The organism is Streptomyces sp. NPDC039465, assembly GCF_055639315.1.
Genome location: NZ_JBVKAP010000003.1, coordinates 451,138 through 464,164 on the forward strand (window position 1 = coordinate 451,138; position 13,027 = coordinate 464,164).

Annotated in this window: 9 protein-coding genes; 8 read left to right on the plus strand and 1 reads right to left on the minus strand. The window is 73.8% G+C overall.

Features of this window, described 5'->3' with window-relative positions; translation table 11 throughout:
• The first annotated feature begins 34 nt into the window (after window positions 1–34).
• The 5 genes from ACZ7LT_RS12515 (at window position 35) to ACZ7LT_RS12535 (ending at window position 6,922) form a co-directional block, all read left to right on the plus strand.
• Window positions 35–1,336, plus strand: coding sequence for a hypothetical protein (locus ACZ7LT_RS12515; protein ID WP_471235987.1), 1,302 nt, complete (start codon window positions 35–37; stop codon window positions 1,334–1,336).
• Window positions 1,333–3,054, plus strand: a complete 1,722-nt coding sequence (locus ACZ7LT_RS12520) for an ABC transporter ATP-binding protein/permease (RefSeq protein ID WP_471235988.1) — start codon at window positions 1,333–1,335, stop codon at window positions 3,052–3,054. Before ACZ7LT_RS12515 ends, ACZ7LT_RS12520 begins: the two co-directional genes overlap by 4 nt.
• Before the next feature lie 95 nt (window positions 3,055–3,149).
• Window positions 3,150–4,796 carry an ABC transporter ATP-binding protein gene (locus tag ACZ7LT_RS12525; RefSeq protein WP_471236341.1) on the plus strand — a complete coding sequence of 549 codons (1,647 nt, stop codon included), beginning with the start codon at window positions 3,150–3,152 and terminating at the stop codon, window positions 4,794–4,796.
• 207 nt (window positions 4,797–5,003) lie between these two features.
• A complete protein-coding gene (locus tag ACZ7LT_RS12530; RefSeq protein ID WP_471235989.1) occupies window positions 5,004–6,254 on the plus strand; it encodes an ATP-binding protein in 1,251 nt (416 codons plus the stop codon).
• The gene (locus tag ACZ7LT_RS12535) at window positions 6,251–6,922 is read left to right on the plus strand and encodes a response regulator (protein ID WP_471235990.1); all 672 of its coding nucleotides are present in this window, start codon (window positions 6,251–6,253) and stop codon (window positions 6,920–6,922) included. Before ACZ7LT_RS12530 ends, ACZ7LT_RS12535 begins: the two co-directional genes overlap by 4 nt.
• Before the next feature lie 66 nt (window positions 6,923–6,988).
• On the opposite strand, the gene ACZ7LT_RS12540 is transcribed toward ACZ7LT_RS12535, so the two are convergent.
• On the minus strand, window positions 6,989–8,683 hold the full coding sequence (locus ACZ7LT_RS12540) for a PucR family transcriptional regulator (RefSeq protein ID WP_471235991.1): 1,695 nt from the start codon (window positions 8,681–8,683) through the stop codon (window positions 6,989–6,991).
• Window positions 8,684–8,966: 283 nt separating this feature from the next.
• On the opposite strand from ACZ7LT_RS12540, the gene ACZ7LT_RS12545 reads away from it, so the two are divergent.
• The 3 genes from ACZ7LT_RS12545 to pucD are packed head-to-tail and all read left to right on the plus strand — an operon-like array spanning window position 8,967 to window position 12,858.
• The gene (locus tag ACZ7LT_RS12545) at window positions 8,967–9,857 is read left to right on the plus strand and encodes an FAD binding domain-containing protein (protein ID WP_471235992.1); all 891 of its coding nucleotides are present in this window, start codon (window positions 8,967–8,969) and stop codon (window positions 9,855–9,857) included.
• 2 nt (window positions 9,858–9,859) lie between these two features.
• Entirely contained in the window at window positions 9,860–10,453 is a 594-nt protein-coding gene (locus ACZ7LT_RS12550) for a (2Fe-2S)-binding protein (RefSeq protein WP_471235993.1), read from the plus strand.
• Between the two features lie 2 nt (window positions 10,454–10,455).
• Window positions 10,456–12,858: a xanthine dehydrogenase subunit D gene (pucD, locus tag ACZ7LT_RS12555; RefSeq protein WP_471235994.1), complete on the plus strand. Its 2,403-nt coding sequence runs from the start codon at window positions 10,456–10,458 to the stop codon at window positions 12,856–12,858.
• The last annotated feature ends 169 nt before the right edge of the window (window positions 12,859–13,027 follow it).

The following is a 13,027-nucleotide window of genomic DNA, read 5'->3' on the forward strand; positions in this document are numbered from 1 at the left end:
GTGGCATGACATCGCACATCCCCGAGGGCGTGGCATGACATCGCACGTACGCGACGCACTGACCCGCGCCCGGTCCGCCGAAGTGCCCGGGCCGGACATCCCCGCCGGGCGGGCGGTCACCCGCTGGCCCGGCGCGCCCCTGCCCGTACCGCCCGAGCTGGACCGGCTGCTGCGCGACTCCCTCGCGGGCGGCCGGCTGCGGCCGGCCGCGTCGGCCGGGGCCCTGCACCCCGTCAACACGCACCTGCTGCTCGGACCCGGCGGCACGCTGCCCCCCGGCCGCTACGCCTACGACCCGGTCGCCCACCAGGTCCGCCCGCGCGGACGCGTCCCGGCGGACGCCCCGCCCGGAGCGCTCGCCGTCCTCACCGCCACCGCCCGCCGAACCGTCTCCCACTACGGCCACCGGGCCTGGCCCCTCGTCCTGCTGGACACCGGCCACGCCGCCGCGGCACTGGCCCTCGCGGGCGCGACCGCCCTGCACCTGGACGCGGACGGCGGGCTGCTGGCCGCCGCGGCCGGGCTCACCCCCGACGGCGAGCCCGAACACGCCCTGGCCGCCGTGCAGTTGACGCCCTCCCCGGCGGACGCGCTGTCGCGCTGGGCGGCGTACGGGCCCGGCACACCCCCCGTACCGGAACACCACGGCGTCCCGGCCGTCCTCGCGGACACCTGGGCGCTCCTGGACCGGCTCACCGAAGGCGGCGCCGGCCCCGGCGGCTGGTCGCCGTGCGCCACCGGAGAGGTGACGTACACGGTGACATCACGCCGCAGCGCACCCCCCGGGTTCACCGGCACCCCTCCGTACGCCACCCTCGCGCGGCTGCTCGCCACGGCCCGGGCCACCGGACCCGACGAGGTCCCCTGGTGCGTTGCCGTCGGCGGCACCACACCCGCCGTCCTCGCCCTGGCCAAGGGCGACACCGCTCCGCGCGGGCCCGCACTGCCCGCGACCACGGCCACCGCACGGCGCGAGCCGCGGCCGCCGCGCGCCCCCCTCACCGTCCTCGCCACCGGCGACGCGCGGCCCGCGCTCGCCCGCTGGGCCGCCGGGCAGGGCTGGCTCGCCACCGCGGGGGCCGTCCTGCTCGCCTACGGATGCCCGGACGACGCCCCCGCATCCGACATCCGGCGCGCCCACCTCGGCGCCGGCTACGCCGTCGGGATCACCCAGGCCCTCGCCGGGGAACTGGGCCTCGCCTCCCGGCCGGTCGGAGCCTGGCAGCGCGCCGACCTCGGAGCCGCGCTCGGCGGCGCCCCCGGCCGCGCGCCCGTCGTCCACGGGCTCGCCCTCGGGCGCCACCAGCCCCGTACCGAAGGAGAAGACCGCCCATGATGCTCCACCCGGAGCTGATGCGCGCCGCCCGTGCCGCCCACCGCCCGCTGCTCGCGGCGACCGGGCTCCTCGCCGCCGTCACGCTCACCCATCTCGCGCAGGCCGTCCTCCTCGCCCTCGCCCTCGCGCGGATCGCCCGCGGCGACACGGAAGGGCTCACCGCGCCGCTCGGCGGAGTCCTGGCCGCCGTCGCCCTGCGCGCCGGGCTCGTACGGTGGCAGCGGGGCGTCGCGGTCCGGGCCGGCGCGAGCGTCCGCACCGAACTGCGCGACACCCTCCTCGCTCGGCTCGGCACCCTCGGCCCGCCGCGCCGCGCCGACGACCGCGCGGGAGCCGTCCGCGCCACCCTCGTCGACGGCGTCGAAGGCGTCGACGCGTACGTCTCCCGCTACCTCCCCCAAGCCCTCCTCACCTGCGCCGTACCGCCGCTGCTCCTGCTCGCCGTCGCCCTCGTCGAGCCATACGCGCTGCTCGCCCTCGCCCCCGCCCTGATCCTCGCCCTCTTCGCCCCGCGCTGGTGGGACCGGCTCCTCGCGCGGCGCGGAGAGGAGCACTGGGGCGCGTACGAGGCGCTCTCCGCCGACTATCTGGAGGCCCTCCAGGGCATGGCGGCCCTCCGGGCGAGCGGCGCGGTCGCCCGCACCCGCGCCCGCCTCGAAGAGCGGTCCGCCGCCCTGCACCGCGCCACCGTCGCCAAACTCCGCGTCTCCCTCGTCGACACCGGCATCACCGACCTCGCGGTCCAGGGCGGAACCGTCGCCGCCGCCCTGGTCGCCTGCGCGTCCGCCGCCTCCGGCCGGACCACCGCCACCGGCACCTACCTCGTCCTGATGCTGGCCTCCGAGTGCTTCCGCCCCATCCGCGACCTCTCCCGCGAATGGCACTCCGGCTACCTCGGCGTCTCCGCCGCCGACGGCATCGCCGAACTGCGCACCGCCACCGGCGGCGTCCCCGACACCGGCACCACCGTCGCCACCTGGACCCGCGCACCCGAAATCCGCTTCGAGGACGTCCGCTTCCAGCACGAGGGGGCAAGCACACCCGCCGTCGACGGGATCACCTTCACCGCCGAAGCCGGCCGCACCACCGCCGTCGTCGGCCCCTCCGGCGCGGGCAAGTCCACCCTCCTCGGGCTGCTGCTGCGTCAGTGGGACCCCGACGGCGGCCGGATCACCGTCGACGGCCGGGACCGGGCCGCGTACACCCTCGACTCGCTGCGCCGCGGCATCGCGGTCGTCTCCCAGGAGACGTACCTCTTCCACGCCTCCGTCGCCGACAACCTGCGCCTGGCCCGGCCGGGCGCCACCGACGCCGAACTGCGCGCCGCGACCCACGCGGCCGGCGTCCACGACGAGATCGAGGCGCTGCCGGACGGCTACGACACCGTCATCGGCGAACGCGGCGCCACCCTCTCCGGCGGCCAGCGCCAGCGCCTCGCCCTCGCCCGGGCCCTCCTCGCCGACGCGCCCGTCCTCGTCCTCGACGAGGCGACCAGCGCCGTCGACGAACGGCGCGAGGCCCGCATCGGGCGCGAACTGCTCACCGCGGCCCGGGGCCGCACCTGCCTGGTCGTCGCCCACCGGCTCGCCTCCGTACGCCACGCCGACCGGATCGTCGTCCTCGACCGGGGCCGGGTCGACGCTGTCGGCGACCACGCGGCGCTGCTGGGCCGCGGCGGGCTGTACGCCCACCTGATCGCCGAAGGAGAAGCCGCGTGACCACCGACGCCATACGCCCGGACGCCCCGGGCGCCGTCCGCCCCGACAGGGGAGCTCTGCGGGCGCTGCTGCCCGTGCTGGGCACGCACCGCGCGATGACGGTACGGACGCTGGGCGCCGCCCTCGTCGACCAGGCCGCACTGGTCGCCCTGGTCACCCTCGCCGCGCACACCGTCGGCACCGCCGTCATCGACTCCGCCGCCCCCTCGGCCGGTACGGTCGCCGTGCTCGTCGCCCTCGTCCTCGTACGGGCCCTCGCGACCTGGCGCGAGATGGACCTCTCCCACGACCTCGCCTACCGCGTTCTCGCCGAGCTGCGCGTCCGCGTCTTCGACGGGCTCGCCCGCAGCGCGCCCGCCCGGATCGCCGGGCGGCGCAGCGGCGACCTCGCCTCGGCCGCCCTCGGCGACGTCGAGGCGCTCGAATTCTTCTACGCGCACGCCGTCGCCCAACTCATCGCGTCCGGCACGGTGTTCGGCGCCGGGGCCGTCGCCCTCGCGGTCGTCGACCCCTGGCTGCTCGCCGCGGTCCTGCCCACCGCCGGGCTGCTCGTCCTCGCGCCGCTGCTCGACGGGCGGGGACGGGCGGTACGCGGCGCCCGGACCCGGGCCGCCGCGGCCGATCTCTCCGCCGAGGCCGTCGAAAGCGTCGACGGGCTGCGCGAACTGCTCACCTTCGGGGCGCTGGAGCGGCGCCGCGAGCGGCTGCGGGCGTACGGGCGGCGGCTCGGCGACGCCCAGCGGGCCGAGCACTCCTGGGAGGCGTGGGCGGCCTCGACACGCGAACTGCTCGTCGTGGTGGCCGTCGTCGGAGTCGTCTGGGTGGCGTCGCGGACGCTGGAGGGGGCATGGGCCCCGGCCGCGATGGCGCTCGCGCTGGGCTGCCTCGCGCCGGTCGCCGACTCCGCCGCCGCCCTCGGACAGGCGGGCGGGCTGCGAGCGGCCGCCGCCCGGGTCGGCACGGCGGTCCGCGCCCCGGCGGGCGCGCCGCCACCGGCCGCGCCCCGCGCCGTGCCGGCCGGGCCGCTCGGCCTGCGGCTGCGCGGGGTGCGCTTCGACTACGGCGGCACGGAGGTGCTGAACGGCCTCGACCTGACCGTGCGACCGGGCGAGACGGTGGCGCTGGTCGGGGTGTCCGGGGCCGGGAAGTCGACCTGCGCGCACCTGGTGGCCCGCTTCTGGGACCCGTCGGACGGGACGGTGGAACTCCTGCCCGAGGAGGGCGACGCGGTCGATCTGCGGCAGGTGTCCGAGGCGGACATGCGGCGCACGGTCTCCGTGGTGGGCCAGGACGCGCCGCTGTTCCACGGCACCCTCGCGGAGAACCTGCGACTGGCCGAACCGACCGCGGACTTCACCGCGGTGGCCCGTCTGTGCGGGGTGGACGCGATCGCGGCGGGGCTGCCGGACGGCTACGACACACCGGTCGGGGAGCGCGGCACGACACTGTCGGGCGGCCAGCGGGCCCGCGTGGCCCTCGCCCGGGCCCTGCTGACGGACCCCAGGATCCTCGTCCTCGACGAGACGACCGCGAACCTCGACACGGCGGGCGACGCGACCCTCTCGACCGCCCTCGCCGCGGCCTCCCGCTCCCGCACCACCCTCCTGATCGCCCACCGCCCCTCCACGATCCGCCGCGCGGACCGCATCGCGGTCCTGGAGGCGGGCCGGGTCGTGGAGGAGGGCACGTGGGAGACCTTGCTGGCCCGGGGCGGCGCGTTCACCCGGGTGGTGACCCGCTGAGCGGGCGGCTCCGACCTGCGGCGCCGCGTCCAGGCCGAGGAATCCGGTGACCCGGCCCGGCCGTACGGAGAAGGACAGGTGCTGGACGGCGGTCTTGTCGCCGTAGCGCTTGGTGAGGTTGTCGACTTCGATCGCAGGTCGGGTTCGCCCGTGGGCGTACGTCCCCGGGCCGATGCCGCGTCGGCGGCCGGTGGTTAGGGTCGCGGGATGCACGCCACACCGACCCCCCTGGTCCCTGCGCGGGTCGCTCAGCGCGACCGGCCCCGCAAGGGCACACCGCCGACGGCGAGAACGAAGGTCATGGCCTGGGCGGGGGGTGTGGGGTACCTCTTCATGCTGGGGCTGCTCGTGGGTCTCGCGACGCGGGCGCCGGGCACGGTCCACGCCGTCGGGTCGCTGCTCGCCGTCACCCTGCTCGTCGGCGTGCTGCGACGGAGGCCGCTGCTGGCGCTGGCCATGACGCTGTGCGGATCCACCGCCGTCGTGGTGGGCACGCCCGACTCCATCCACGCGGGCCTGGCGGTGTCGTACCAGGGCCAGTTCCTGTCGTTTCTGGCGGTGGATCTCGTCCTGGGCTTCACCGTCGCCACCTGCACGCGGCGAGCCTCGATCGTCGCCGTCGCCGTGTCCTTCGCCGTACAGCTCGTCGTGATCGGTGGCTTCGCGCACGGGGAGAACCTGACCGTCAACGGCGTGATCGCGCTCCTGGCCATGGCCGCCTCCTGCACGGTCGGTCTGCTGACTCGCGAGCGCCGGGAACACGCCGTGGCGCTGCGCGCGCAAGAGGTGGCCGAGGCCGTGACCGCCGAACGGCTGAGGATCGCAAGGGAGTTGCACGACATGGTCGCGCACAGCATCGGCATCATCGCGATCCAGGCCGGGATGGGAAGCCGCGTCATCCAGACGCAGCCCGCGGAGGCCCGCGAGGCCCTGCGCGCCATCGAGGTCACCAGCAGAGAGACCCTCTCGGGCCTGCGGCGCACGCTGATGGCGCTCCGTCAGACAGACCGGGTCGCCGGGGCCTGGGAGCAGGCACCGCTCACGCCCTCGCCGGGCCTGGCGGAGATCGAACGGCTGGCCGCGGCCACCGCGGAGGCAGGTGTACGTGTCGATCTGCGTCGCAGTGGGGAGCAGCGCCCTCTGCCGGCCGAGATCGACCTGGCCGCCTACCGCATCGTGCAGGAGGCTTTGACCAACGTGGTCCGCCACGCGGACACCGAGCGGTGCCGGGTGGCCATCGACCACGGGGACGAGGAGCTGTGCGTGGAGGTCGTCGACGACGGGCGCGGCGCGAGCGGGGACGGCTCGGACCACGGCTTCGGCCTCGTCGGTATGCGGGAGCGGGTGGGCCTTCTGCACGGCCACCTCAGCGCCGGTCCGCGGCCCGAGGGCGGCTTCCGGGTGGCGGCGCGGCTGCCGCTGCCCGTCCCCGCCGGCATTTCGGTGGAGGCCCGATGACCGACGGTCCCGTACGTGTCCTGGTCGCCGACGACCAGCCGCTGGTGCGCTCCGGTCTGCGCGTGATCATGGCCGACCACCCCGACCTGGAGGTCGTGGGCGAGGCCGCCACCGGCGCCGCGGCGGTCCGGATGGTCGGGGACATCGTCCCCGACGTCGTGGTGATGGACATCCGGATGCCCGGCATGGACGGGATCGAGGCCACCCGCCGGATCACCGCCGGTCCGGTGCCGGCCCGCGTGCTGATCCTCACCACCTTCGACGAGGACGACCACGTCTACGGCGCACTCCGGGCCGGCGCGAGCGGCTTCGTCGTCAAGGACATGGCGCTGGACGACATCCTGGCGGCGATCCGCGTGGTCGCCGCCGGCGACGCACTGATCGCGCCGGGTGTCACGCGCCGCCTGATCGCGGACTTCGTGGAGCGCCCCGTGGCCGCCCCGGAGCGCTCCCCACGGGCCGCCGACGGCATCACCGAGCGGGAACGGGAAGTGCTGACCCTGATCGGGCGCGGTCGGTCGAACACCGAGATCGCGCAGGACCTCTTCATCTCGGTGGCCACCGCCAAGTCGCACGTGTCACGGCTGCTCACCAAACTGGGCGCCCGGGACCGGGTCCAGCTGGTGATCACCGCCTACGAAATGGGGCTGGCCACGCCGTCCGGCTGAGCGCGTCCCCAGGCCCATGGCCGACGGGAGACCCTGGGCCGCCCCTCGGCCGCCCAGGGGCACCCCTCAGCTCATCCGCAGCGCCAGGAAGAAGTCCAGCTTGTCCTCCAGGCGCGACAGGTCGCGCCCCGTCAGTTGCTCGATTCGGCCCACCCGGTAGCGCAGGGTGTTCACGTGCAGGTGAAGACGTGTCGCGCAGCGGGTCCAGGAGCCGTCGCAGTCGAGGAAGGCCTCCAGCGTGGGGATGAGTTCCGCGCGGTGGCGGCGGTCGTAGTCGCGCAGGGGGTCCAGGAGGCGGGCCGTGAAGGCGCGGCGGACGTCGTCCGGGACGAAGGGGAGCAGCAGGACGTGGGAGGCCAGCTCGTGGTGGCCCGCGGCGCAGACGCGGCCGGGGCGGGCGGCGGCCACGCGGCGGGCGTGGCGGGCCTCCTCCAGGGCGCCCCGCAGGCCCTCCGCGGAGTGCACGGCCGCCGAGACGCCGAGCGTGAGCCGGCCATCGCCGTCGAGGCCCGCCGACAGCGGCTCACGGACCGCCGCCAGCAGCACGTCCGCGTGCAGCCCGAGCGCTATCGTCTCGCCCTCCTGCGTCTCCGTCGGCGTCACCGACGGCAGCGGCACCAGCGCGATCGCCTCCTCGCCGTTGTGCGCCACCGCGATCCGGTCCGCCGACTCGGAGCCCACGGTCGCCGGGTCGACGAGGATCTCCTCAAGGAGCGCCTGCGCGACCGGCCCGCTGTCCACGGCCGGGCCCGCCGCGCCCTCCTGGTCCCACTCGACCCGGGCGACCACGACCTGCCAGTGCGGCGCCGTGCCGAGGCCCGGCAGCAGCACCGGCGCCGCGACCCGCAGACGCGCCGCGATCTCGGCCGGCGCGGCCCCGGTCTGGACCAGTTCCAGGACTTCCTGGGCCAGCCGGCGCCGTACCGTACGCGCCGCCTCGCGCCGATCGCGCTCGACGGCGATCAGCTGCGTGACGCCCTGCAACAGGTCCAGGCGCGCGGCCGGCCAGTCGCTCGCGTCGGCCTCGACGGCGAGCAGCCAGTCCGACAGCACCGTCTCGCGGACGTCGCGCGAGGCGGGGGCCGCGCCGCGCCCGGTGTTACGGATCGGGAAGAGGGAGTACGTCGTACCGCCGACGGCGAGGCGGTGCGGACCACGCCGGCCGGTCCGGGTCGCCGCCAGGTGCTCCCCGGCGAGCTGGGCGCTCAGTGCCGGCTCCAGGGGCTCGCCCGCCCCCGCGATCTGCCGACCGGTGGGCGAGAGCACCCAGGCCCGGAGGTCGAGATCGGAGCCGAGGAGATCGAGGACGACCTCCGGTCCGCCGCCGGCCGGACCAGAGGTCATCAGCCTCCTGTGGCGGTCCACAACAGCCGCCAGGTCTCCGGCCCGTTCGCCGGACACCTGTCGAACGACATGCTCGGTAATCGTTGCGAACGCAACGGACTCGTTCACTGCGAACAAAGGCAGCCGGTGGCGCAAACACGCCTCGACCAGATCATCGGGAATGTCCCCGAGTTCCGCTTCGCCCGCCGCCAGGCCCGCCACCCCGGCCGACGCCAGGATCCGGACGAACGGCTCGGCGTCGGAGGCGTCACGCCACCACGCGAGCCCGGTGAGGACCAGCTCGCCGCCGGACAGATAGCGGCTCGGGTCCCTGAGGTCGGTGGTCATCACGCCACGGACCGTGCGATCCAGCTCGTCCTCACCACCGAGCAGGCGCAGCCCCAGCGCGTCGGTTTCCAGCAGTGCGCGCAGCCGCATCTCGTTGCCGCCGATCTGTCTCGTTGTTGCCGGTGACCTGTGGCCACCGTTTCCGGGGGGAAACGGCGAGGTGAATGAGCCCCGCCTTTCGTTCGAATCTACAAGACGATGATGGTCACCAGCCAACTCCTTCATGGTTTCGGTGACTGCACTCGGGGGAGCCCGGCTTGTGTACTGGGCCACACACCGCGTTAACAGCACATGAATAAGAAGTCGAGGGCCGGCCGGCCGTCCCCCCCGGGCCCGAGCGAACTACCCCGATCCACGTAGAAGAGAGCCACTCATGGACTTCCTTCGCCCCGCCAGCTGGGAGGAGGCGCTCGCCGCCAAGGCCGAGCACCCCACGGCTGTGCCCATTGCGGGTGGCACCGATGTCATGGTCGAGATCAATTTCGACCACCGGCGGCCGGAGTACTTGCTGGACCTGAACCGCATCGAGCTGCTGCGGGAGTGGGAGGTCGGCGAAGAGAACGTCCGGCTCGGCGCCTCCGTTCCGTACACCCAGATCATGGAGCAGCTCCGCACCGAGCTGCCCGGCCTGGCGCTCGCCTCGCACACGGTCGCGTCCCCGCAGATCCGTAACCGCGGCGGCGTCGGCGGCAACCTCGGCACCGCGTCCCCGGCCGGTGACGCCCACCCCGCGCTGCTCGCGGCGGGCGCCGAGGTCGAGGTCGAGTCGGTCCGCGGCAGCCGCTTCATCCCGATCGACGAGTTCTACACGGGCGTCAAGCGCAACGCGCTCCAGCCCGACGAGCTCATCAAGACCGTCCACATCAAGAAGGCGGACGGCCCCCAGCAGTACTCCAAGGTCGGCACCCGCAACGCGATGGTCATCGCGGTGTGCGCCTTCGGCCTGGCCCTGCACCCCGAGACCCGTACGGTCCGGACCGGCATCGGCTCCGCCGCGCCCACCCCGGTGCGCGCCAAGGAGGCCGAGGAGTTCCTGAACGCGGCGCTCGAGGAGGGCGGCTTCTGGGACAACGGCAAGATCATCACCCCTTCGATCGCCAAGCAGTTCGCGGACCTCGCGTCCGCCGCCTGCAACCCGATCGACGACGTTCGAGGCACGGCCAAGTACCGCCGTCACGCGGTGGGCATCATGGCCCGCCGCACGCTCGGCTGGACCTGGGAGCAGTACCGCTCCACCGGCGCCACGCTTGAAGGAGCTGCATAAGCATGCGCGTGAATTTCACGGTCAACGGCCGTCCCCAGGAAGCCGACGACGTCTGGGAGGGCGAGTCCCTCCTCTACGTCCTGCGCGAGCGGATGGGCCTGCCCGGCTCCAAGAACGCCTGTGAGCAGGGCGAGTGCGGCTCGTGCACGGTCCGCCTCGACGGCGTGCCGGTCTGCTCCTGCCTCGTCGCCGCCGGTCAGGTCGAGGGCCGCGAGGTCGTCACCGTCGAGGGCCTGGCGGAGTACGCGCAGCAGCGCGCCGAAGGCCACCAGGGTGGCGGCTGCGCCACCGGTGCCTGTGGCACCAGCCTGGACCAGGCGAAGCAGTGGGAGGCCAAGCCGGCCGACTCGCAGACCGGCGAGGGCGTGGAGCTCTCCCCGATCCAGAAGGCGTTCATCGACGCCGGCGCCGTCCAGTGCGGCTTCTGTACCCCGGGTCTCCTTGTCGCCGCCGACGAGCTCCTCGAGCGCAACGCCGACCCGTCCGACCAGGACATCCGCGAGGCCCTGTCCGGCAACCTCTGCCGCTGCACGGGCTACGAGAAGATCCTGGACGCGGTCCGCCTGGCGGCCGCCCGTCAGGGAGAGACGGTCTGACCATGGCTCAGAACACCCGCACCACTCCTGCCGGTACGCCCACCAACGTCACCCAGAAGCACGCCAAGGGCGGCATCGGCGAGTCCACGCTCCGCCCGGACGGCACCCTCAAGGTCACCGGTGAGTTCGCGTACTCCTCGGACATGTGGCACGAGGACATGCTCTGGGGCCACACGCTGCGCTCCACGGTCGCCCACGCCGAGATCGCGAGCATCGACATCTCCGAGGCGCTGGCGACGTCCGGCGTCTACGCCGTGCTGACCTACGACGACCTGCCGGCGAAGGTGAAGAACTACGGCCTGGAGATCCAGGACACGCCGACCCTCGCCCACGGCCGGGTACGCCACCACGGCGAGCCGGTGGCCCTGATCGCCGCCGACCACCCGGAGACCGCCCGCCGCGCGGCCGCCAAGATCAAGATCGACTACAGGGAACTGCCGGTCGTCACGGACGAGGCCTCCGCCCTCGCCGAGGACGCCCCGCTGCTCCACCCGGGCCGCGACGACCACCACTCCGGTCACGTCCCGCACCCCAACATCGTCCACCGCCAGCCGATCATCCGCGGCGACGCGGCCGAGGCCGCCAAGCAGGCCGACGTCATCGTCACCGGCGAGTACGTCTTCGGCATGCAGGACCAGGCCTTCCTCGGCCCGGAGTCCGGCCTCGCCGTGCCGTCCGAGGACGGCGGTGTGGACCTGTACGTCGCCACCCAGTGGCTGCACTCGGACCTCAAGCAGATCGCCCCCGTCCTCGGCCTGCCCGAGGAGAAGGTCCGTATGACGCTCTCCGGCGTCGGCGGCGCCTTCGGCGGCCGCGAGGACATCTCGATGCAGATCCACGCCTGCCTGCTGGCGCTGCGCACCGGCAAGCCGGTCAAGATGGTCTACAACCGCTTCGAGTCCTTCTTCGGCCACGTGCACCGCCACCCGGCGAAGCTCTGGTACGAGCACGGCGCCACCAAGGACGGCAAGATCACGCACATGAAGTGCCGGATCGTGCTCGACGGCGGTGCCTACGCCTCGGCCTCCCCGGCCGTCGTCGGCAACGCCTCGTCCCTCTCCGTCGGCCCGTACGTCATCGACAACGTCGACATCGAGGCGATCGCCCTCTACACGAACAACCCGCCCTGCGGCGCGATGCGCGGCTTCGGCGCCGTCCAGGCCTGCTTCGCGTACGAGGCCCAGATGGACAAGCTCGCGGCGAAGCTGGGCATGGACCCGGTCGAATTCCGCCAGCTCAACGCCATGGAGCAGGGCACGATCATGCCGACTGGCCAGGTCGTGGACTCGCCGGCCCCGGTCGCCGAGCTGCTGCGCCGGGTCAAGGCCCGCCCGATGCCGCCGGAGCGCCAGTGGGAGAGCGCCGGCGAGGGCGCGGACGTCCGCGCGCTGCCCGGTGGTCTGTCCAACACCACCCACGGCGAGGGCGTCGTGCGCGGTGTCGGCTACGCCGTCGGCATCAAGAACGTCGGCTTCTCCGAGGGCTTCGACGACTACTCCACCGCCCGGGTGCGCCTGGAGGTCATCAACGGCGAGCCGGTCGCGATGGTCCACACGGCCATGGCCGAGGTCGGCCAGGGCGGTGTCACCGTCCACGCCCAGATCGCCCGCACGGAGCTGGGTGTCACGCAGGTGACCATCCACCCGGCCGACACCCAGGTCGGCTCCGCCGGTTCGACGTCCGCCTCCCGGCAGACGTACATGACCGGCGGCGCGGTGAAGAACACCTGCGAGGCCGTCCGCGAGAAGGTCCTGGAGATCGGCCGCCGCAAGTACGGTTCGTACCACCCGGCCTGGGCCACCGCCGAGCTGCTGCTCGAAGGCGGCAAGGTCGTCACCGACGGCGGCGAGGTCCTCGCGGACCTCGGCGAGCTGCTCGAGGACGAGTCCATCGACCTCGAGCTGGAGTTCCGCCACCGCCCGACCCAGGCGTTCGACCTGGTCACCGGTCAGGGCGACGGTCACGTCCAGTACACCTTCGCCGCGCACCGCGCCGTGGTCGAGGTCGACACCGAGCTCGGCCTCGTCAAGGTCGTCGAGCTGGCCACCGCTCAGGACGTCGGCAAGGCACTGAACATGCTCTCCGTCGTCGGCCAGATCCAGGGTGGTACCACCCAGGGCCTCGGCGTCGCCGTGATGGAAGAGATCATCGTCGACCCGAAGACCGCGAAGGTGCGCAACCCCTCCTTCACGGACTACCTGATCCCCACCATCCTCGACACCCCGACCATCCCGGTCGACGTCCTGGAGCTCGCCGACCCGAACGCGCCGTACGGCCTGCGCGGTCTCGGCGAGGCCCCGACCCTGTCGTCCACCCCGGCCGTCCTCGCGGCGATCCGGAACGCGACGGGCCTGGAGCTGAACAAGACGCCGGTGCGCCCCGAGCACCTCACCGGCACCCTCTAGCCACGGCTGGAGTCCCAGAACTCTCCGGACGGTGCGCGCCTCCCTGGAACGTCACAAGTCCCTTCGCCCGCACCGTCCGGAGACAAGCCGCAGCAACGCGGTACACAGCAAGAACAGCAAGAACAGCAGGAACAGCATCACCCCGTCTCACCGGCGTCATCCGACGTTT

What these genes read in the sequence shown, in the direction of transcription:
- ACZ7LT_RS12525 (WP_471236341.1), top strand. Translation starts at nt 3,150, where the DNA reads ATGACGGTACGGACGCTGGGCGCCGCCCTCGTCGACCAGGCCGCACTG.
- ACZ7LT_RS12535 (WP_471235990.1), top strand. Translation starts at nt 6,251, where the DNA reads ATGACCGACGGTCCCGTACGTGTCCTGGTCGCCGACGACCAGCCGCTG.
- ACZ7LT_RS12550 (WP_471235993.1), top strand. Translation starts at nt 9,860, where the DNA reads ATGCGCGTGAATTTCACGGTCAACGGCCGTCCCCAGGAAGCCGACGAC.
- ACZ7LT_RS12530 (WP_471235989.1), top strand. Translation starts at nt 5,004, where the DNA reads ATGCACGCCACACCGACCCCCCTGGTCCCTGCGCGGGTCGCTCAGCGC.
- ACZ7LT_RS12540 (WP_471235991.1), bottom strand. Translation starts at nt 8,683, where the DNA reads ATGCGGCTGCGCGCACTGCTGGAAACCGACGCGCTGGGGCTGCGCCTG.
- ACZ7LT_RS12515 (WP_471235987.1), top strand. Translation starts at nt 35, where the DNA reads ATGACATCGCACGTACGCGACGCACTGACCCGCGCCCGGTCCGCCGAA.
- ACZ7LT_RS12545 (WP_471235992.1), top strand. Translation starts at nt 8,967, where the DNA reads ATGGACTTCCTTCGCCCCGCCAGCTGGGAGGAGGCGCTCGCCGCCAAG.
- ACZ7LT_RS12520 (WP_471235988.1), top strand. Translation starts at nt 1,333, where the DNA reads ATGATGCTCCACCCGGAGCTGATGCGCGCCGCCCGTGCCGCCCACCGC.
- pucD (WP_471235994.1), top strand. Translation starts at nt 10,456, where the DNA reads ATGGCTCAGAACACCCGCACCACTCCTGCCGGTACGCCCACCAACGTC.